The organism is Pseudoalteromonas sp. P1-13-1a, assembly GCF_001401875.1.
GTDB lineage: Bacteria > Pseudomonadota > Gammaproteobacteria > Enterobacterales > Alteromonadaceae > Pseudoalteromonas.
The window spans coordinates 42,210-63,257 of the sequence record NZ_LKDV01000016.1; the positions used below are offsets into that span (position 1 = coordinate 42,210).

At 41.4% G+C, this 21,048-nt stretch carries 14 protein-coding genes and 1 riboswitch; of the genes, 8 read left to right on the top strand and 6 right to left on the bottom strand.

Annotated features, from left to right (window positions below; translation table 11 throughout):
• The first annotated feature begins 3 nt into the window (after nt 1-3).
• The 4 genes from AN391_RS11550 to AN391_RS11565 all read left to right on the top strand — a co-directional run bounded on the left by AN391_RS11550 (nt 4) and on the right by AN391_RS11565 (nt 6,694).
• Nucleotides 4-3,144, top strand: a complete 3,141-nt coding sequence (locus AN391_RS11550) for an efflux RND transporter permease subunit (RefSeq protein ID WP_055015538.1) — start codon at nt 4-6, stop codon at nt 3,142-3,144.
• A 109-nt stretch (nt 3,145-3,253) separates the two neighbouring features.
• Nucleotides 3,254-3,336: riboswitch (cyclic di-GMP riboswitch) on the top strand.
• 95 nt (nt 3,337-3,431) lie between these two features.
• Complete coding sequence (locus tag AN391_RS11555) at nt 3,432-3,998, top strand: hypothetical protein (protein ID WP_055015577.1); 567 nt, start codon at nt 3,432-3,434, stop codon at nt 3,996-3,998.
• A 119-nt stretch (nt 3,999-4,117) separates the two neighbouring features.
• Complete coding sequence (locus tag AN391_RS11560) at nt 4,118-6,235, top strand: S9 family peptidase (protein ID WP_408003233.1); 2,118 nt, start codon at nt 4,118-4,120, stop codon at nt 6,233-6,235.
• A 60-nt stretch (nt 6,236-6,295) separates the two neighbouring features.
• Nucleotides 6,296-6,694, top strand: a complete 399-nt coding sequence (locus tag AN391_RS11565) for a hypothetical protein (RefSeq protein WP_055015539.1) — start codon at nt 6,296-6,298, stop codon at nt 6,692-6,694.
• 16 nt (nt 6,695-6,710) lie between these two features.
• Here AN391_RS11565 and AN391_RS11570 read toward each other — a convergent pair whose 3' ends face one another.
• Nucleotides 6,711-7,466: a LytTR family DNA-binding domain-containing protein gene (locus tag AN391_RS11570; RefSeq protein WP_055015540.1), complete on the bottom strand. Its 756-nt coding sequence runs from the start codon at nt 7,464-7,466 to the stop codon at nt 6,711-6,713.
• Between the two features lie 242 nt (nt 7,467-7,708).
• Here AN391_RS11570 and AN391_RS11575 point away from each other — a divergent pair, with 242 nt between their 5' ends.
• Nucleotides 7,709-10,651 carry a TonB-dependent receptor domain-containing protein gene (locus AN391_RS11575; RefSeq protein WP_055015541.1) on the top strand — a complete coding sequence of 981 codons (2,943 nt, stop codon included), beginning with the start codon at nt 7,709-7,711 and terminating at the stop codon, nt 10,649-10,651.
• A 236-nt stretch (nt 10,652-10,887) separates the two neighbouring features.
• Here the strand turns inward: AN391_RS11575 and AN391_RS11580 are convergent, their stop codons facing one another.
• The gene (locus tag AN391_RS11580; RefSeq protein WP_004585992.1) at nt 10,888-11,361 is read right to left on the bottom strand and encodes a Dps family protein; all 474 of its coding nucleotides are present in this window, start codon (nt 11,359-11,361) and stop codon (nt 10,888-10,890) included.
• 346 nt (nt 11,362-11,707) lie between these two features.
• Between AN391_RS11580 and AN391_RS11585 the strand changes: the two genes are divergently transcribed.
• Nucleotides 11,708-11,917 carry a hypothetical protein gene (locus AN391_RS11585; RefSeq protein ID WP_055015542.1) on the top strand — a complete coding sequence of 70 codons (210 nt, stop codon included), beginning with the start codon at nt 11,708-11,710 and terminating at the stop codon, nt 11,915-11,917.
• On the opposite strand, the gene AN391_RS11590 is transcribed toward AN391_RS11585, so the two are convergent.
• Nucleotides 11,914-12,519, bottom strand: coding sequence for an alpha/beta hydrolase (locus tag AN391_RS11590; RefSeq protein WP_055015543.1), 606 nt, complete (start codon nt 12,517-12,519; stop codon nt 11,914-11,916). The two genes, AN391_RS11585 and AN391_RS11590, sit on opposite strands and share 4 nt — an antisense overlap.
• 17 nt (nt 12,520-12,536) lie before the next feature.
• The gene (locus tag AN391_RS11595) at nt 12,537-13,073 is read right to left on the bottom strand and encodes a YaeQ family protein (protein WP_055015579.1); all 537 of its coding nucleotides are present in this window, start codon (nt 13,071-13,073) and stop codon (nt 12,537-12,539) included.
• Between the two features lie 91 nt (nt 13,074-13,164).
• Between AN391_RS11595 and ylqF the strand changes: the two genes are divergently transcribed.
• Complete coding sequence (gene ylqF, locus AN391_RS11600) at nt 13,165-14,109, top strand: ribosome biogenesis GTPase YlqF (protein WP_055015544.1); 945 nt, start codon at nt 13,165-13,167, stop codon at nt 14,107-14,109.
• A gap of 813 nt (nt 14,110-14,922) precedes the next feature.
• Nucleotides 14,923-17,010, top strand: coding sequence for an elongation factor G (gene fusA, locus AN391_RS11605; RefSeq protein WP_055015545.1), 2,088 nt, complete (start codon nt 14,923-14,925; stop codon nt 17,008-17,010).
• Nucleotides 17,011-17,336: 326 nt separating this feature from the next.
• Here the strand turns inward: fusA and mdoH are convergent, their stop codons facing one another.
• Both mdoH and AN391_RS11615 read right to left on the bottom strand, forming a co-directional pair.
• Nucleotides 17,337-19,298, bottom strand: a complete 1,962-nt coding sequence (gene mdoH / locus AN391_RS11610; protein ID WP_055015546.1) for a glucans biosynthesis glucosyltransferase MdoH — start codon at nt 19,296-19,298, stop codon at nt 17,337-17,339.
• Nucleotides 19,270-20,889 (bottom strand): glucan biosynthesis protein G, encoded by a 1,620-nt coding sequence (locus tag AN391_RS11615; RefSeq protein WP_055015547.1) that lies wholly within the window; start codon nt 20,887-20,889, stop codon nt 19,270-19,272. The genes mdoH and AN391_RS11615 overlap by 29 nt, the downstream gene beginning before the upstream one ends.
• Nucleotides 20,890-21,048: the final 159 nt, after the last annotated feature.

Here is a 21,048-nt window from a genome sequence, read left to right on the forward strand (position 1 = left end):
TTAATGAACGAATCAATTGAAAAAAAACAAACAGGGTTAATAGCTTATTTTGCTAAAAACTCTGTTGCAGCCAACCTAATGATGGTTTTTATCATCATTATGGGGGTTATTAGCTACTTAACTATTCAGCGCCAAATGTTTCCTAATGTAGAAATTAACTACATTAATGTTGAGGCCAATTACCCCGGTGCCTCACCACAAGAAATTGAAGAAAGCATTCTTATAAAAATTGAAGAATCACTAAAGGATGTGACCGAAATTAAAAAGGGCGTGTACCGCGCCTTTAGAAATGGCGGTAGGGCAAGCCTTGAAATTAACACCGATGCAGAGCTTACCGATGTGCTTGATAAGGTAAAGCTGCGTGTTGATGGTATTGCAACCTTTCCTGCGGGCATGGAACCGGTCACCATAAGTCAGATTGAGTTTAGGCAAGATGTTATAGGGATGACCTTAGTTGCCGATTTGCCGCTGACAGAACTCAAACCAATTGCTAATCAAATTGAAGATGAGCTATTACAGCTATCTAACGTATCGTTGGTAGAAAACGATGTGCCGCTTGATGAAATTGCCATCGAAATCGACCCTGATACGTTACGCCAATACAATTTAACCCTAAGCGATGTAATGAACGCGGTGCGCAGTTATTCTGCTAACTTTTCGGCGGGGCAACTAACAACCGATGCGGGGGTTATTTCTGTTCGGGTTGAAAACCAGTATTACTCTGGTGATGAGTTTAGGCAAATACCGGTAAAAATAGGCGAATACGGCGCTAAAGTGTTGCTTCAAGACGTTGCCGTTATCAAAGACCAATTTACCGAAGGCGAGCGCTACTTTAAATTTAACGGCGAAAACGCAGTGTATATGTCGGTAAAGGCTACGCAAGATCAAAACATGATTCCGGTTGCCGAGTCGGTTAAAGCATATATTGAGCAAAAGAATACCCAGCTACCACCGGGTGTTAGGTTAGAGCCATTAATGGACATGACGTACTACCTAAATGCGCGCCTTGATATGATGAAAGCTAACTTGTTTCAAGGGGCAATATTAGTCGCTATTATGCTTTCGTTATTCTTGCGCTTTAAATTAGCGCTTTGGGTAATGATTGGCTTACCGGTGTGCTTTTTAGGGGCAATGATGCTAATGCCGTTATTTGGTATAAGCATTAATATAATTTCGTTGTTTGCATTTATTATGGTGCTCGGCATTGTGGTTGATGACGCCATAGTAATAGGAGAAGCCGCTTATACTGAGGTAGAAAAAAGCGGAGGCGGAGTTGAAAACGTCGTTCGTGGTGCAAACCGTGTAGCAACCCCTGCTACATTTGGTGTATTAACAACCATTGCGGTGTTTGCCCCATTTACACTATCGAGTGGGCCAGAAAGTGCCTTCTTTTACGCGATTGCTGTAGTAGTAATACTGTGTTTAGTATTTAGCTTAGTTGAGTCAAAACTTATTTTACCGGCGCATATTGCCCACACGCACTTTTCACCTATTAAAAAAGGTGGCTGGCGCGATAGGTTTAATATGCGCTTTTTTGGTTTTGTAAATGGCCCTTATAAGCGTTTTATATCCCGCTGTGTAGACTGGCGCTGGACGGTATTGTTTGGCTTTATTGCTATGTTTTTTATAAGCATTGCGCTTATCACATCAAATAAAGTACGTACTGTACCTACGCCAAAAGTGCCACATGATTTTCCGCAAATTCATATAGAAATGAACGACAATGTGTCTGACTTACAAACTATTGCAGCTATTCGTGAAGTAGAAGCCATGGTGTTGCGAGTTGATGAAGAAACAGAGCGTGAATTTGGCCAAAAAATAATTCGTGATGTACTGGTATTTAATCAAGGCAGAACCGAGTCTCAGTTACTTGCGCCGTTAGTTGATGAAGAATTACGCCCTTATAACGCGTTTGAACTTTCGCGCCGCTGGCGAGAAGCCATGCCTACCATTGCAGGCATTAAGTCACTCACTATTGAAGATGATGTTGGCGGTGGTGGCGGCACTGGCGAAGGCGAATTTGGTTATTTACTATTTGGCTCTGATATAGATACGCTTAATGCCGCAGGCCGTCGTTTTATTCAGCTACTGCAGCAACAAAAAGGCTTGTTTGATATAAGCTCGACCATTGACCCTGCTAGCAAAGAAGTGCAAATGAGCTTAAAACCTGTCGCTTACGATTTAGGGCTCGACCTTGCTAATATTGCAAACCAGGTAGGCGCCAGTTTTTATGGTGGCGAAGCGCAGCGTGTAATACGTAACGGCGAAGAAGTAAGAGTAATGGTACGTTACCCTAAACTGACTCGCGAAGCGTTTTCATCGCTAAAACACACAGTAGTTACAACACCGCAAGGGCGTGAAGTACTTTTAGGTGATGTAGTTGAGCTAACCGAAACGCCAGGGATTAGCTATATTCGCCGTGAGGGCGGTTATCGTACAGTGTATGTGTACGGCAGTATTGATGAAGAAGTTATAGAGCCAGGCGAAGTGGTTTCACAAGTAAAAGAAAACTTATTGCCACAGCTTAAAGAGGAATACCCAAGCGTTAAATCAGAGTTAGGTGGTGCAATAGAAGAGCAACAAGCGCAAGCTAATGAGCAGTTTCTGTTTTTTGTAGGCGGCATGATTTTAGTTTATATATTACTTGCCGTACCACTTAAAAGTTACGCCCAGCCGCTTATTGTTATGTCGGTTATTCCGTTTAGTTTAACGGGGGCTATTTGGGGTCACTTTTGGTTTGATTTAGACATTAGCTTAATGTCGGGCTTTGGTTTAATCGCCGCGGCCGGCGTAGTAATAAACGACTCGTTGGTAATGACCGACTACGTAAACCAAGTACGCCGAGAGGGTGTAAGCGTTAAAAACGCGGTAATAGAAGCCGGTTGCGCACGCTTTAGGGCAATATTACTCACCTCAATTACCACCTTCGCAGGTGTGTTGCCCATAATGTTTGAAACCAGCTTACAAGCTAAGTTTGTAATCCCTATGGCTGTAGCGCTTGGCTTTGCTGTGATGTTCGCAACACTTATTACGCTTATATTGGTGCCATGTTTATACATAATTTTAGGCGATATTGGTAACGTGTTTAAAATGGTTTTTCGAAAAGTTTTTAGACGAAAAGCGCCTATAAATCAAACATCTTAAACCACTTAAAGCCAACTCTAGCGAGTTGGCTTTTTAATTATTAAGGATTGCATAAAAATCTCGGTTACATTCTTTTGTTTGAATAAACCATGCGCCCGTTTTATAATCATTTTTCTGTTGGCAAATTAGTCGAAAGGCTAAGACGCAAAGTTTCCGGTCTAAGGTTTAAACTATGATAGCGGGGCTGCTGGGTGATTATTGTACGGTATCGCTTGCTCTCAGTGTCGTTTTTGTGTATCCATATGAAATGGATAAAATTTTGTGACTCTTAAGGTGTTACTGTGTTTATGCATACGTCGTTGGCCTGTGGAAAATGGTCAACTATAGGTTGTTTAAATCATCATACCCAATTATTCATTGGAGATGTGATTAGTGTAACCTTTTCAGACATGCAAGGAGAGCTCGTTGATTTATCGTTTGAATATAAAATTACCTCTTTGGAACAAGGTGAGCCTCATGCTTGGCCACGGTTAGTTGCTGAATATATAAACGTGCATGTCCCTTTAGTAAGTGCAGGCAGAATGACCAAGCAAGGTTTGGTTGTAGCTTATCGAAATAACGAAATATTTGCCCTAGAAAGTAGCGGTATTAATAAAGCACAGGTTGAGTTTCATTGTGTAGCAAAGTGTGACAACTTAATACAATACAACGACCAAGAATATGATTACGTATACCCTCAGTGTAGCGAAAAATACAATGCGGGCACTAAGGTACTACAACTTAAAACAGGTTACATATACCAGTGTAAGGCATGGCCATTTAGCCAGTTTTGCAGAACCAATAATGATAAAGACCCAAGCTTTGAACCTGGTGTGGGAAAAAGCTGGGCGATGGCGTGGACTAAGGTCTCTTAGCGCTTTTAAAATAAAAACCAACTTCCCATGGGTGTAATGACAAGAATAAAATTGCAGTAATTTTAAAATTTGGACTTATACCTCAAGCCCACTCACTATGAGTGGGCTTTTTTATTTTTATGATAAACTGCCCGCATTGTTATTTTTTATACGGTTTTGTTGTGTCATTAAGTGAATTTTCTTCTCAATCATTAGCTCGTTTTCCTGTTGCTAAAAAGCAGCCCCATCAATTAACTATGCACAATAAAACGCGCACCGATAACTACTACTGGATGCGTGATGATGAGCGCGAAAACGAAGAAATACTCGCCCATTTAGCAGCCGAAAATGCATATTGCGATGAGCAACTAGCCGCGATAAAACCGCTACAAAACAGTATTTTTGAAGAACTAAAAGGGCGCATCGTAAAAGATGACAACACGGTACCGGTAAAAGATGGTCAGTACTGGTACCACTCAGAGGTTCGGGGCGATGATGAGTATTCACGCCATTACAGAAGCACGAGCATTAATACTGATAACAAGCAGTTACTACTTGATGTAAATGTTTTAGCCCAAAACCATGAATTTTATGAACTAGGTGAAGTAGCGCTAAGCCCATGCGAGCAATTAATGGCCTACAGTGAAGATACCGAAGGGCGTAGAATTTACAGCGTACATTTTAAAAATTTGCAAACCGGTGAAATGCTCAGCGATGTTTTAGAAAATACCGAAGGGCAAATTGTTTGGGCTAACGACAATAAAACCGTATTTTACGTTAAAAAAGACTTACAAACGCTACTGGGTTTTCAGGTGTTTAGGCACGAGTTAGGCACAGCGCAAAGCCAAGATGTCATGGTGTACGAAGAGCACGATAAAAGCTTTTTTATGGGCTTGGGTAAAAGCCGCGATGAGAGCTTAATTATTATTGATTTAGCCACCACCGAAACAAATGATACGTGGGTGCTTGATGCCAATAACCCGCAAGGAGAGTTTTACCCCTTGCTGCCGCGTGAGGAAGGTCATGAGTTTGATATTGATAAACATGGCGATACTTTTTACATAGTAACCAACTGGCAGGCTAAAAATTTCAGACTGATGACGGCAACAAGCGAAACAATCGCAGATAAAACGCAGTGGCAAGAGCACACCGCGCACCGTGAGCATGTGTTGCTTGAAGGCGTAGAAATATTTGATGACTTTTTAGTATTAACTGAGCGCGAACAAGGCCAAGCTCGCTTTGTTGTGATTAATAAAGCCCAAGCACGCATGGCGCTTGAATTTAGTGACCCGTGCTACTATGCCGCTGTAGCGATGAATCCCGAGCCCCAGGCGCGCTCGGTCCGTATTTATTATTCAAGTCTCACCACGCCAGGAACGTTGTACAATGTTGATTTAGCCTCGGGTGAAAAAACATTACTTAAACAGCAGCAAGTACTGGGTGGGTTTAATAGTGCACTTTATGCCTCTGAGCGCTTACTTGTGACAGCACGCGATGGCGTGCAAGTACCTGTTTCTTTAGTTTATAGAAAAGACACCTTTACCAAAGATGGCACTAACCCGCTGTTTCAATACGGCTATGGCGCATATGGTTACACGATAGATCCGAGCTTCTCGAGTACTTCATTGAGTTTGCTAGACCGCGGCTTTGTGTATGCTATTGCACATGTTAGAGGCTCCGAAATGCTAGGACGCCACTGGTACGAGCAAGGTAAAAAAGAGCATAAACAAAATAGTTATAACGACTTTATTGATATTACAAAGGCTCTTGTTGAGCAAGGCTACGGTGATAAAAACAAAGTGTTTGCCTCTGGCGGCAGCGCAGGAGGCTTATTGATGGGGGCTGTTTTAAACCAAGCGCCAGCGCTTTATTTAGGTGTAGGGTGCCATGTGCCATTTTTAGATGTGTTAACCACCATGTTGGATGAAAGTATTCCACTTACCACTAATGAGTATGATGAATGGGGCAACCCAAACGATGAACATTTTTATGATGTTATAGCTAAGTACTCACCGTACGATAATATCAGCGCCAAAGACTACCCGCATATTATAGTGACCACAGGCCTGCACGACTCTCAAGTGCAATATTGGGAGCCTATGAAATGGGTGGCGAAAATGCGAGAGCTAAAAACGGATAATAACATATTGGTTTTTAAAACGGATATGGATGCCGGCCATGGCGGCGCATCAGGCCGCTTTAAAAGTTTAGAGGAAAAAGCGCTCGAAATGGCCTTTTTTATTGCACTAATAAATTAGCTGCAAAATACGCAAAATGTATTAAGCTTTAATGAAGCACTGATAAATATAAGGTTATTTATGTTTGGAGCACACGGAGAGTTTCAGATTTGCTCTCAGCCACCCACTATGTATTTAAAGCTCTTTGGTAGTTTTAATAACGAAGGAATTAATTTACTAACCAATGGTGTGGTTAACGAATTAAGTATGCACCCTAAAGGCGCAGTCAAGTTTGTTGTAGTTAACTTAGAAGAGTTTGAGTTAATAACGGTAGATAGTATGGACTCGCTAGAGACGTACTTTGCCAGCGTTAAAGAGCGTGGCTACGAACGCGTAGATTACTTGTATGCAAACATTATCGCTAAAAACATGTTTGAAAAAGTCTGGAACAGCAGTGATGTAGAGGTAAATTTTTATAAAGACTCAGAAAATTACCTACAACAACACCCAGACGATGAATACATAAAAAACTATTGGTAAAAAGCCATTATAAGCCCTATGCAACAGGGCTTATAATGCTCTCTAAGCAGTTTTTGTATCTTCTTGATAAATTTAATGAGATGTTGTTTTTAAGCTTAACTTTATAGTCGCCGCTATCTGTTGGCATAAGCTCCTTAATGGCATGTTTTCTAACAAGCGTGGAGCGGTGAATGCGTATAAAACCTTCAGGCTCTAGCTGTTGTTCAATGTTTTTCATTGTTTCACGATGTAAAACAGGGGCGCTGCTGCCATTAAAGTGTAGCTCTACATAATTACCCGCGCCGTTTATCCATACAATATCGTTAATATCTATTAAACGTACTTTTCCTACATCTTTAACAACAATATGTGCAGCAATAGGTTGCTCGTTTTCATGTGCTGTTTTTAACAGGCGCTCTGCTTGTGTAGCTAATGGACATAAATGAATAAGCTTCTCGAAACACTTTTCAAGCCTAGAGGTGGTTACATCGGTCGTTAAAAAATCGACTGCGCCGACTTCAAACGCAAAATTAGCAAACTCAGCCGACCTAGCAATTATGACCACTTTCATTGTTTTAGTCAGTTCAGTTAGGTGCACTATCTGAGTGGGATCATTTAAATTAGATAATTCGTAAAAAAGTACATTAAAACGAGTGGTATCTATTTGATCTAAACGCTGCTCGGGCAGTTGCGTTTGTGAGTCAAAATGGCGATGAGCTTGTACTTGTTGAGCTAAGAATGTTGCAAGTTTGCTCGTGTTAACTCTAATTAGTGCATGAAAGTAAGTAATCATAGAAAATTCCATCTCTAAAGTGTGTAGTTATAAAGACCGTGTATTTAATAAAAAATGTTAAAAAAAATTCAATCTAACCTATAACAATCTGGGATAAATGCCTTCATCCCATAAATCCTGCTGCTTATACCAAACTAAACGCCAGTTAAATAATGCACATAGTGTCTTAAAATTATTCCACTTAATGTTTAATTGTTTGTAACTAGCTAGTTACAAAAATAACAATTCAGGGACATTATAGTATGAAAAAAATAAATAACTCAGGTTGTCGTACATTTAAACGATCTTCTTTGTCTTTAGCGCTTAGTGCGACAGTGCTAGCTGGCTTCTCTTTTCAAGGTGTAGCTGCAGAAGAAGACGAACTTGAAAAAATAGAACGCGTGCAAGTAACGGGTTCTCGTATTCGTTCAGCAGAGGCAATGTCATCAGCACCTATACAGGTGGTAAGTGGCGAGGCAATTGATGCATCAGGTTCTCTAAATATTCAAAACCTATTGCTAGAAAACCCGGCATTTGGCTCTCCGGCTATTAGCCGTACTAACTCTAACTTTTCAACGGCAAGCGCGGGTGTAGCTACTGTTGATTTGCGTAACTTAGGTTCAAATCGTACTTTAGTACTTGTTAATGGTCGCCGTTACGTATCGGGTGTGCCAGGTAGCTCGGCAGTTGATTTAAATACTATACCTAGCCAATTTATTGAGCGTGTGGAAATTATGACTGGTGGTGCCTCATCAGTATATGGCTCTGATGCGGTTGCGGGTGTAGTTAACTTTGTACTCAAAGATGATTTTGAAGGCGTAGAGTTTGAAGGCCAGTACGGCGAATCAAGCGAGGGCGATGATGAATCGCGCCAGTTTTCTTTTACCTCGGGTTTAACTACGGGTGATGGCAAAGGTCAAGCCATGTTCCACTTAGGCTACTCAGACCAAGGCGCTGTGTTTTCACGTGACCGTGAGCGCTCTGCAGTAGACCAGTTTTCAGGTATTTATTTTGAAGACGATCCGGCGGCAAATCCAGGTTCTATTTTTGAAGCTGTAAATCCGTTTTTCTCATCATTTCCTCCGCAAGGGCGTTTTGATGCAGGCGATACACGCTTTACTTATGACCCAAACAACAACTTACAAGACTCGTTTAGCACCAATGGCGGTGACGGTATAGATGCTAACGGCTTTAACCGAAGTGGTGTACGTACTATCGCTATACCTACAGAGCGCTACCTGTTCGCCTCAAATGGTAGTTATGAGCTTACTGATAAACACAGTTTCTTTTTTGAAGGGACGTACGCTTCTAGTACCACTATTTCAGAATTAGAGCCTTTCCCGTTCGCCTCAGATGACATTTATGCTAATGGTCGTGTGCCTATTGAATTTGATGTAAATGGTGAAATGCTCAGAAACGCTTTTGTACCAGATGATATCTACAATGCAGCAACAGACACTGATGGTGATGGTGCGCGTGATATCTTCTTTGCAAAACGCTTAAGTGATGTAGGTAATCGTGGTGCTCGTGCAGAGCGTGATACATTCCGCTTAGCGGTGGGCTTTCAGGGTGAAATTAACGACAGCTGGTTTTACGATACCTATTATGTGTACGGTAAAACGAAAGAGTCGCAAGTCTCTGGTGGCTTAGTAAATGTACAAAGCTTTCGTCAAGGTTTAGAGGCCGTCATTGATAGCCAAGACTTAGATGGTGACGGCATTACCGACGAAGCGATTTGTATTGATGCAACAGCGCGTGGCTTTAATTGTGCGCCAGTGAACATTTACGGATTTAATTCACTATCGCAAGGTGCAATTGATTTTGTAAGTGCACCAAGCACGCTTTCTACATCGGTAGAACAAGAAATTATTGGCGGTAACGTTTCAGGTGATTTATTTGAGCTGCCTGCAGGTATGGTAGGTATAGCAGCTGGTTTTGAGTACCGCGAAGAGTTTTCTCGTAGTGAATTTGATGCTCTACAGCAGGCAGGCTTAAATGCCGGTAATGCAATCCCTGCAACCGAAGGCTCTTTTGATGTAACTGAATACTATGTTGAGGCGAATATCCCAGTGTTGGATGCCGTAACAATGAACGCAGCAGTGCGTTTATCTGACTACTCAACAGTGGGTAATACAGAAAGCTGGAACGTAGGTGTTGATTGGGAAGTGATGGATAGCTTACGCCTTCGTGCTACCCGCGCCCGCTCTACACGTGCGCCTAATATTGATGAGTTATTTTCACCGCCTTCGCAAACCTTCCCAAGTGGTTTAAATGATCCATGTATAGGTGTTACAAACAGCGGCGGTGGCGCTGTTGGTGATGCATGTCGTGCCGATGTGGGTGTTGCAAATAATATTGCATCAAACGGGGAGTTTACCCTTAATCAATCTGATTTACAGGGCATTAGTGGTTTTAACCGTGGTAACCCAGACTTAAAAGAAGAGGTTGGTGACTCAGTGACTGTAGGTGTGGTATTTACTCCAGAGGAGCTAATTTCAGGCCTTGACGTTACCCTAGATTATTTTGACATAGAAATCACGGATGCGATTGTATCTACACCACGTCAGTTTATTTTAGACCAGTGTTACGGTGGTGGCGATGATAGTTTCTGTAGCTTTATAACTCGTCGAAGCGGTCCATCAGGTAATAACAGTGCAGGCTCGCTTGAGTTTATCGATAGCGGTGTATCAAATAGTGGTGGTTTAGGTACAGAGGGTGTGGATTTAACACTTACTTACTCTGCCGATATTGGCCCAGGCGCATTTAGAACTCGCCTTGCATACACTTACTTGATTGATGGTTACACCATTCCGTTACCTGGTGCAGATAAAGATGAATTTGCTGGTGAAATTGGCGCATCTGAACACAAAGCTAACTGGAACTTAGGCTATAAGCTTGATGACTTTGACTTTAACTGGAGCATGACTTACATAGGGGCTGCTGACTTTGATGATCAATTCTTAAGTGGCTTTGGTATTCCTGCTGGTGGTGTGGGTATTGGCTCAGTAACCTACCACGATGTACAAGCAAGCTACCATATAAGTGACGCGGTAGAGCTATACGCCGGTGCTAACAACTTATTTGATAAAGAGCCTCCGCGTATACTGTCAGGTGTAAGTGGCTCAAGCACAGGTACTGAAACCGACGCAGGTACATATGACCCAATCGGACAAACCTTCTACATTGGTTTTAGAAGTAAATTTTAACCTTTAATACTGTTAACAAAAGCCTCAGCCATTGCTGGGGCTTTTTTATGCAAGTGCGATAAGGGTGGGCTGGATTACTTTAAAATGGTTTACGTACCGCTTAAACCAAAAACAACGCCACTGGTAACAGTGGCGTTGTTTAGTCAGTAGGGGGCGCTACTATAGTATCCGAATCGCAAAGAAATTTACGATTCTCCCTATTTGTAGCCCTCGCCTTTTGAGGGCTTTTTTTTGGCCTAGTCTAAGTACGCTTTTAACATCCATACTAGCTTTTCTTGCTCTGAAATATAATCACCCATTAATGACGCTGTACCTTCATCATCTGCATCACCTGCTTGAGTAAGTACTTCACGTTGCATTTTAATTAGTGTGCTGTAACCAGCTAATAGGTTTTCTACGGCTGCGGTACCATCGCTAATGTTTTTAGCTTCTTTAATTTCACTGACTTCTAAGTAATCAGAAAACGCATGTAATGGTGCGCCGTCTAACGTTAAAATACGTTCAGCAATTTCATCTACTTTTTCAAGCAGAAGGTTGTAAATCTCTTCAAATTTAATATGTAATTCAAAAAAGTTACGGCCTTTAATATTCCAATGAAAACCGCGCGCATTCATGTATTGAATTTGGTAGCTGCTCAATAATGTATTGAGTGACTTAACAATGTCTTCGCTTTTTGCGCTGTTTAAACCAATTGCATTTACCTGTGACATACCTTGCTCCTTGATGAACCGTTTATTTATGAACTGATGATCATTATTGCTTAGTGCTGTTAATTAGTAAAATCGTTTAAACCACTCGGTGTAATAGGTCTTAACTATTAGTAACGTAAAGCACAACAAATGACGCATACAATATAGATGGGACGAATTTATTAAAATTCTACCCCTTAACAATAAAATAAAGACAAAACATGGATAAATTATGATCTAAAACAAGTTTTCTACAAGGTTGAATATTGGCTATTTGATGTATTGATCTAAATCAGTAAATGCCTGTGGCTGTAGCGCATAATTCTCTCGAGCTATATAAATATTTTAAATTTATTGGAGAGCAATTATGGATGCAAAAACAGTAAAACAAAATAAAGCAGAATTAATAGTGGTAGGTATAGCCGTTATAGCCTTTGTGTTAGGGCTGGTGGCGCACTTGGCTGGCGCAAGCTTTGCCAATGCTGACACGTTTGGTTACATTGCCGCGCCAATGCCACTTATTTTAGGGGTAATATTTTTAATCAGTTATAAAATAGCAGAGGCGGGAGAAGGCTAGGCTGCTTCGTTAAGACACTTAATAATGTATTCAAGCACTTGGCGAGAGTAAATCATACTGGTGTGGCTTAAATGAAACACTTTATGCTCAGCCATGCCTTTAAGCTTGGTTTCATCAAGTAGTACAGTGCCGTCTGATTGGCTGCCTTTTACAATTAACGGCATTAAGCCAATGGGCAAATCGCCAGCAATACTGTAAAGCTTGGCCTTAAACGGCCAATTACCATTTTTGGTGAGTAAAAATTCAACGCTGTTTTTTAAAAAGGTTTCAAACCCTTTTTGCTTCATTTTTTTCGCTATGTGGCTGCCTTGGTGAGGCGTGCCGAGTGTAATTACTTTAGTGACGCACTGGCTCGCTTGCGAGCCTGCCTCTAAGTAAGCGCGCGCAATTAAACCGCCCATAGAGTGGCATACCAATGCAGAAGGCTCATCACCAATAAACTCATCAATTTGTTTAAATATGGTGCTTAAATTAGGGTCGAGCGTATTGTAAGTGAGATTAAGTACTTTAACGCCAGACTGTTCAAGACGAGAGCACAGCGGGCGCATAACAAAGCCCGACATATAAAGGCCGTGTAATACAATAACGTGGTTTATTTTCATACGCCCTTACCTACAATTTACATTAACTGTTGTGGTTTTATTTCAATATTAGCCGTATTAGAGCTGACCCACACATCACCATCTTGAACGGTAATGGTAAGTTTTATATTGCGGTCTGCTAAATCTGCAAGTGCCTGAGTAGCGGCGTAATCAAGGCTAAAAATACTTAAGTTTTTAAAATCGTACAACTTAGGTTGATGTTTTTGCCACCAAATAGCTTGGTTGTTTTCGCCATAGGTATAAAGCACTACTTTTTTAGCTTTATTACAGGCTTTTTTAAGGCGCTTTTCATCTGGCAAACCCAGCTCAATCCACAGCTCTATTTCCTCACTGTAGTTTACATGCCAAAGCTCAGGTTCATCGTCGGCACTTAAGCCTTTGGTAAATTCTAAGCCATCACAACTGTTTAGCGCATAGGCTAATAAGCGAATCATCAAGCGTTGTTCGGTTTCAGAGGGATGCTGTGCCAACGTTAAATTAAAGTCTTGGTACACGTGGCGGTCCATATCGCTTAACGATAATTGCGCTTTAATAATGGTAGATTTAAGAGCCATAATATCTAATCTAAAAAAATTTGCGCCAGTATAGCGCAATTAAATGAATTGCCAGTTAAAATAGCGTCAAATTATATGTTAGGAGTTAAAAATGGCTATCCAGTGGTTCCCTGGGCACATGAATAAAGCCCGTAATGAGATTAAAGAAATAATGCCGCAAATGGATGTGATCATTGAAGTGCTTGATGCACGCATTCCTTACAGTAGTGAAAACCCGATGGTAGCCACGCTTCGTGAAGGCAAGCCGGTCATCAAAATTTTAAATAAGGCTGATTTAGCCGACCCTAAAATGACCCAAGCGTGGAAAGACTATTTTGAGCAAGAAAGTGGCGTAAAAGCCATTGCGTTTGGTCATGATAAAGCCGCTGAGGTACACCGCATTAATGAGCTGTGTAAAAAATTGGTGCCACACAAAGTAGGGGCTGATAAGCAAATTAAAGCCATGATCATGGGTATTCCAAATGTGGGTAAATCGACATTAATTAATGTACTAGCCGGTCGTATAGTGGCAAAAACAGGGAATGAACCTGCGGTTACCAAGGCGCAGCAGCGCATTAAGCTTGAAGACGGCATTATGCTTTACGATACGCCAGGCATGCTTTGGCCAAAAGTAGAAAACGAGAACTCGGGTTATCGCTTAGGCGCTACCGGTGCGATACGTGATACCGCGCTTGAATACGAAGATGTGGCAAGCTATACGGCAGAATATTTATTGAAAGCCTATCCTGAACTTTTAAAAGCACGTTATAAAATAGATGAACTGCCAGAAAGTGATTGGGAATTTGTTGAAATGGCGGGCAAAAAACGTGGCTGCATTCGTGGTGGTAATCAAATAGATACTTATAAAATGTCTGAAATACTCATAAACGAACTTCGTGATGGCATTATTGGCCGCATTACCATGGAAACCCCAGCCATGCGTGAAGAAGAAGAAATAATGGTCGCCGGTTTACGCGCCGCGGCAGAAGCTAAAAAATCCGCTAAAGAAGAAGAGAAAAAACAGCGCCGTGCACGTGCACGTAAAAACCGCCGTTAATGGATTAATTTATGTGAGCATGTTGTTCACTAAATTACAGACATAAAAAAAGCCCGTAAGGGCTTTTTTAGTTTCATATCTACCGTCACCGATATGAGCAATGTAGCAAGTAAAATAGTAGGGCGGTTACTCATCATCAACATCAAGGGGCGTTGCGGTTCATAACAAGTAACCATAGCTGTTTACGTGCGCCACACGTTGTTTCAGGGTCGAGAAACAAATTAGTTCATTCCGTCACAAGTGGGTATGCATTCCCGCCTTGTTGATATTGATTATCAGTTAGATCTAATAAACTGTCAACACCCAAATGCAAATAATTCTTATTTTATTTAGTTTGTTTTTTATTCATCTTTTATGGCGATTACTTGTGTTGGTTTTTAGTCATTCAAGAGTTTGATATATAATTTGGAAGCATCGAATATAGGCAAGCCGACTCGAGTTGATTTATAAAAAAGTATTTTCTGCTTAATAAAAGGCAATTAAATAGCTATAAAGAGGCGAAATATTTATGGTTTTAAGAGATTTTAATCAAAATAAACGCGCTAGCGGGAGATTAATACGGCGTCAGTATTATGCACTACGAAGGTGGTTACAAAATAATTAAATAACTAAGTGCACTTCAGTTTACCAGAATAAAATTCCACATTATTAATGGGTTACATAATAATCAGTGCTATTTAACCAGTGCTGAATGTAAATCTAAAAAAATTTTATTGAATTGATTGCATTTTAATCGACTTGTATGGTGATGTTCGCTTTAAGTAATGCTATACTCCCGCCGAATAATTTATCGACTTTATTAAGAGTAAAATAATGGCAGATTTATCGAAGTACAGAAACATTGGTATTTTCGCGCACGTTGATGCGGGTAAAACTACCACCACTGAGCGTATCCTAAAGCTTACGGGTAAAATTCATAAGACTGGTGAGGTACACGACGGTGAGTCAACAACTGACTTCATGGAGCAAGAAGCTGAGCGTGGTATTACTATCCAGTCAGCAGCTGTTACGTGTGAGTGGAAAGATCACCGTTTTAACGTTATCGATACTCCAGGACACGTTGACTTCACAGTTGAAGTTTACCGTTCATTAAAAGTTCTAGACGGTGGTATTGGTGTATTCTGTGGTTCTGGTGGTGTTGAGCCGCAATCAGAGACTAACTGGCGTTATGCGAATGAGTCAGAAGTTGCGCGTGTAATTTTTGTAAACAAATTAGACCGTATGGGTGCAGACTTCTACCGCGTTGTAGGCCAAGTAGAAAAAGTACTTGGTGCGAACCCACTAGTGATGACTCTACCAATTGGTATTGAAGATCAGTTTACAGGTGTTGTAGACGTACTAGAGAAGAAAGCGTACGTTTGGGATGACACTGGTCTTCCTGAAAACTACGAAATCCAAGATGTTCCTGCTGACATGGTAGACAAAGTTGAAGAATACCATGAGATGCTGGTTGAGTCTGCGGTAGAGCAAGACGAAGATCTAATGATGGCTTACATGGATGGTGAAGAGCCGTCTCTAGAAGACATCAAACGTTGTATCCGTAAAGGTACACGTGACCTTGCATTCTTCCCAACTTACTGTGGTTCTGCATTCAAAAACAAAGGTATGCAGTTAATTCTAGATGCTGTAGTTGATTACCTACCTTCACCAACTGAAGTAGACCCTCAACCTCTTACAGATAAAGAAACTGGTGAGCCAACAGGTGAAGTAGCAACTGTTTCTGCTGATGAGCCACTTAAAGCGTTAGCATTCAAAATCATGGATGACCGTTTTGGTGCACTTACTTTCATTCGAATCTACTCAGGTCGCATGAAGAAAGGTGATACGGTTCTTAACTCAGCAACAGGTAAAACTGAGCGTATCGGCCGTATGGTTGAGATGCAAGCTGATGAGCGTAATGAGCTTACAGAAGCGCAAGCGGGTGACATCATTGCTGTAGTTGGTATGAAAAACGTACAAACAGGTCACACACTATGTGATCCTAAGCACGAATGTACACTTGAAGCGATGATTTTCCCTGATCCAGTAATCTCAATTGCTGTTGCTCCTAAAGATAAAGGTGGTAACGAGAAGATGGGTATTGCGATCGGTAAAATGGTTGCAGAAGATCCGTCTTTCCAAGTTGAGACTGATGAAGATTCAGGCGAAACTATCCTTAAAGGTATGGGTGAGCTTCACTTAGATATCAAAGTAGATATCCTTAAGCGTACTTACGGCGTAGACCTTATTGTTGGTCAACCACAGGTTGCTTACCGTGAAACTATCACTCGTGAAATCGAAGATAGCTACACGCATAAGAAACAATCTGGTGGTTCTGGTCAGTTCGGTAAAATTGATTACCGTATTAAGCCAGGCGAGCAAAATTCAGGCTTTACATTCACCTCTTCAGTTGTTGGTGGTAACGTACCTAAAGAATTCTGGCCTGCAGTTGAGAAAGGCTTTAAGTCAATGATGGACGAAGGTGTTCTTGCTGGCTTCCCTGTGCTTGACGTTGAAGTAGAGCTTTTTGATGGTGCTTTCCACGCCGTGGATTCATCTGCTATCGCATTTGAAATCGCTGCTAAAGGTGCTTTCCGTCAATCTATCCCTAAAGCAGGTGCACAACTTCTTGAGCCAATCATGAAAGTTGACGTGTTCACGCCAGAAGACAATGTAGGTGACGTAATCGGTGACCTTAACCGTCGTCGTGGTATGATCAAAGACCAAGAAGCTGGCGCAATGGGCGTTCGCATCAAAGGTGAAGTACCTCTTTCTGAAATGTTTGGTTACATTGGTCACCTACGTACAATTACATCGGGCCGTGGTCAGTTCTCTATGGAGTTCGCACACTACTCTCCATGTCCACAAAACGTAGCTGAGACAGTAATCGCAGCAGAAAAAGAGAAAAAAGCAGCTAAGTAATTAGCTCTTTTACTCTAAAAAAACCCGTACATGTTGCGGGTTTTTTATTGCCTATGATTTAATTACTTACAGAGCTAGCGACTCTCTAACACTGTAATATCAGCAATGATAGCCTAAGTAAAAGCGCTAAAGTACGTGATGTAATTAAAGCCAAAGTGACCGTGGGAGCAATGACTGTTTAGTTTCGCAAAGAGTGCGCAAGAGCGGTTATTTGATTCAGTCAGTTTTAGGTGTTAATTATAAAAGGGAAATTATATAGCAGCTTGTTTAAGGTATAAAAAAAGGAGCAATCATGCTCCTTTTATATTTAGTGCGAGACTATTGCGCTAATTAAACTTCTTAATCGCTTTAGCTCTTAGCGCTTTCATCTTTGGCTGGCGAGGCTTATTAAAGCTTTGTATTGGCATAACCACTAAATGCTCTTTTGGCAGGGCTGGCACCGTTTTAGGGTATTTCCCAGGCTCTGGTACCGAAATTTCTTTTAAATGCACTTTAAGGTTGTTTAGCATAGGGTCGTTATCAACTTCGCTAGGGCAAATAAATATACCCATTTTACGCAGCTGTACCCCTAACTTAATGCTACTGGTGTAGCGTATTATTGGTGCCCCAAGTAATAGGCCCAGTAATATCGGTGATAGCCACCAAAAGAATACTGGCGTAAAGTAATAGGCTGTAGCGCCCCATACTATAGCAACTAAAGTAGAGAAGAGTGTGTAATTAAACGCTTCTTTCCACGGTACCATGCGGCCTTCGCGTGGCTGTGCATCCCACTTAACTTTTTTACCTAAAAATACACATACTACAAAGTAAGCATGGAACACCATCATAAGTGGTGCCACTATAATGGCAAACACAGTCTCTATTATTGAGCCTAGTATTAATTTAAATGAGCCACCGAAACGCTTATTTCTGTGTATGAGCGTAACTATTACACCCATTAATTTAGGCACCAGTAATATAATAATGGTTAAGTAAAGCAATGAATCTATTAGATCTGTTTTAGCTATTTGCCACGTAGGGAACAACTGATAGACCCGGTTAAAGTAGACATCGCTATTTAAAGCACGGGTTACTGCATCTATGGTGCTTAAGGCCAGCATTGATAGCCAAATAAGCGATGAAATATAAGCGGTTGCACCCAATAAAAAGTGAAACTTACTCATTAGCTTTAATTTAGACGAACCTAGTAAACCAAGGTGCTGAATATTACCTTGAACCCAACGTCTGTCGCGTATGGCGTAGTCTAAAATGTTACTTGGCACTTCTTCGTAGCTGCCTTCAATATCGCTAAGTAAAAGTACATCCCAGCCTGCACTGTGTAGGAGTGATGCTTCTACAAAGTCATGGCTTAAAATTTCGCCACCAAACGGTGCATTGCCTTCAAGCGTAGGTAAACCACAATAGTTAATAAATGCTTCAACGCGAATAATGGCATTATGGCCCCAATAGTTAGCTTTGTCGGTTTGCCAAAAAGCAGACCCCGTTGCCAGCATTGGGCTATAAAGCACAGAGGCAAATTGTAAAAAACGACCAAAGTAGGTGTCCTGGCGAACCGGAATAGGGATAGTTTGAATTAAACCCGCTTGCGGGTTATTGATCATGCTAGTGGTTAGTTCTAGCATACATTTACCCGTCATTACGCTGTCGGCATCAAGTACGATCATGTGATCGTATTGGCTGCCCCAGCGCTCGCAAAAGTCGGTTAAGTTACCTACTTTACGGTGCTTATTATCTTCGCGACGACGATAGAAAACCTGTTTTGCAGTATCACCTAAACGCTCACATAGAGCATGCCAAGCGCTTAGCTCGTTTTGTGCTATTTCAGGGTCTTGCGTGTCACTCAATAAGTAAAAGTCAAAATTGGCAAGTTGCCCTGTCTCTTTTAGTGATTGTAAGCTCACTTCAAAGCCGGCGATAACACGGTGCGTGTCTTCGTTATAAATAGGCATAACTACCGCGGTTTTTTGCTGGGCAAGCGCGGCATTGTCCAGCTCAATAGGCTTAATGCGTCTTAAGGTGAGCGGGTCAATACGAAATAATTGCAGTACAAACCCTATTGTGCCGCTACAAAATGCTGTAACAATCCATGCAAAAGTGATTGAAAATAAAACCAATAGCGCGTATTCAAGCAAGGTCATTCCGTTTGAGCTTAAAATCTCAAACATAATGGAGATGCCGTACCCTGAAACAGTGAGTGCTGCAATGGCAAATAACCATACGCGCAGTGTTTTGAATGGCATTGGTGTGCCTTTTCCTTTATTACTTGATGTCATTTGGGTACCAAACATAGCTCCATACCTCACTAATTTCTTTGTCACGAAGTTTTAACGATAAACGCATATCTACCGGTTGATCGTCCTGAGGTGCAATTTTAAACGCTACTCGCCAACCAAGAGATTTAGGAAGTTTTTGCACTGTTACATCCCTTACTTCACCTGTTGTTAGCTGAATGTCGGCGTCAAGTGTTAGCTTTTCAGACAGGTTGTTTAAATCGGGACCAGCAAAGTCAACGGTAAATTGGCGATGGCTTTGCGGTGGTGGATTATCTTCACCTGGCAGCGCTGCGCTACCAATACGTGTGCGTGTTACACGTGCTTTTTGATGCTGAGTTAAATGGGCGTTAAAAGTGCTCATTTTGTAGCTTAACTTTAATGAATCGCCCGCTTTCATTGGCTTTTCTGGCACCCAGTAACTTACTATATTGTCGTTTGTTTCAGTGTCTGTTGGTATTTCTACTAGCTCAACTCGGCCATTCCCCCACTCACCTTGTGGCTCTATCCATAGGCTTGGGCGGTCGTGGTAGTGTGCTTCAGTATCTAAGTAGTTATTAAAGTCACGGTCACGCTGTGCTAAACCAAACCCCTTGGGGTTGGTGTACGAAAACGAGGTGACGCTTAACTGAGATGGGTTATTAAGCGGGCGCCATACCCATTTATTATCAGCTGACTGGGTTAATAAGCCGTCTGAGTCGTGTACTTCTGGGCGGTAGTCATCAAAAAACTTAGTGCTGTTTTCACCGTGGTAAAACATACTGGTTAAAGGGGCTACGCCTAGCTTTTTAATATCTTTACGGGCAAATATTTGCATATCAACATCAACTAGCATACTGGTTGTAGGGTCAATATCAAATTTGTAAGCGCCTGAAACCGATGGGCTATCAAGCAATGCAAAAATAGTGATGTTGGTTTGCTCAGCTTGGGGTTTAACAAGCCAAAACTCTTTAAACATAGGGAATTCTTCACCCGATGTTTCGGCGGTGTCGATTGCTAAACCACGCGCAGATAAACCATATACTTGATTAGGGCCAACCACTCTAAAATAAGAGGCACCTTGAAACACCATCACCTCATCTTTGTACTCGTTTGTATTAAGTGGGTAATGTAAACGAAAGCCCGCATGGCCGAGCTGCGTGTCGGCTACGCTTTTTGCTATTTCGTCTTTTAATGGGGCAGCCGTACCATCGTATTGATAAAAATCAGTGCTAAAAGGGAGGCGGTTACGTTTTGAGTCGCCTTCTACTGTATTAATTGTGACCGGTGTTTTATATAAAAAACCAGGGTGAAAGAGTTGTAGCTCATACAGGCCTTCATCTTTCCACACGGATTTTTCCTGCTTAAAGCGAATCGAGCGGTAATCTTGGTAATTAATGTTGTTTAGCGCATCTAGCTCTATATTTTTAGGAGGTGTGTATTCTTGTTCGGCTAATTTTTTAGCGCGGGCGCTTATTACTTCAAATAGGCTTTCTTGCGGAATTGCTGCATCAACACTTGCTGCTATTGCCTGCGTGCTATAGCCCCAACCAGAAAAAATAAAAAGAAGACCCAATAATGGCGTTGCTTTTTTCTGCCAAGTAGGAGGTGTTTGGGTTAATTGTTTCATTTTCATTCCTTTATAAAAACACGACTTATTTTTACGCTTAGGGTTAGTTACTTAACTACTACACAAGGGTGACGAATTTATAGTGCAACTTTTAATCCGCAAATGAAGTGTTTATATTTTCAACAGTTAGTCATATTGAAAAGGGTTCTAACTACGGCT

Bases quoted from the DNA above. Each gene is read 5' to 3' on its own strand.
- AN391_RS11550 (WP_055015538.1), top strand. From the start codon at position 4: ATGAACGAATCAATTGAAAAAAAACAAACAGGGTTAATAGCTTATTTT.
- AN391_RS11555 (WP_055015577.1), top strand. From the start codon at position 3,432: ATGCATACGTCGTTGGCCTGTGGAAAATGGTCAACTATAGGTTGTTTA.
- AN391_RS11560 (WP_408003233.1), top strand. From the start codon at position 4,118: ATGATAAACTGCCCGCATTGTTATTTTTTATACGGTTTTGTTGTGTCA.
- AN391_RS11565 (WP_055015539.1), top strand. From the start codon at position 6,296: ATGTTTGGAGCACACGGAGAGTTTCAGATTTGCTCTCAGCCACCCACT.
- AN391_RS11570 (WP_055015540.1), bottom strand. From the start codon at position 7,466: ATGATTACTTACTTTCATGCACTAATTAGAGTTAACACGAGCAAACTT.
- AN391_RS11575 (WP_055015541.1), top strand. From the start codon at position 7,709: ATGAAAAAAATAAATAACTCAGGTTGTCGTACATTTAAACGATCTTCT.
- AN391_RS11580 (WP_004585992.1), bottom strand. From the start codon at position 11,361: ATGTCACAGGTAAATGCAATTGGTTTAAACAGCGCAAAAAGCGAAGAC.
- AN391_RS11585 (WP_055015542.1), top strand. From the start codon at position 11,708: ATGGATGCAAAAACAGTAAAACAAAATAAAGCAGAATTAATAGTGGTA.
- AN391_RS11590 (WP_055015543.1), bottom strand. From the start codon at position 12,519: ATGAAAATAAACCACGTTATTGTATTACACGGCCTTTATATGTCGGGC.
- AN391_RS11595 (WP_055015579.1), bottom strand. From the start codon at position 13,073: ATGGCTCTTAAATCTACCATTATTAAAGCGCAATTATCGTTAAGCGAT.
- ylqF (WP_055015544.1), top strand. From the start codon at position 13,165: ATGGCTATCCAGTGGTTCCCTGGGCACATGAATAAAGCCCGTAATGAG.
- fusA (WP_055015545.1), top strand. From the start codon at position 14,923: ATGGCAGATTTATCGAAGTACAGAAACATTGGTATTTTCGCGCACGTT.
- mdoH (WP_055015546.1), bottom strand. From the start codon at position 19,298: ATGTTTGGTACCCAAATGACATCAAGTAATAAAGGAAAAGGCACACCA.
- AN391_RS11615 (WP_055015547.1), bottom strand. From the start codon at position 20,889: ATGAAACAATTAACCCAAACACCTCCTACTTGGCAGAAAAAAGCAACG.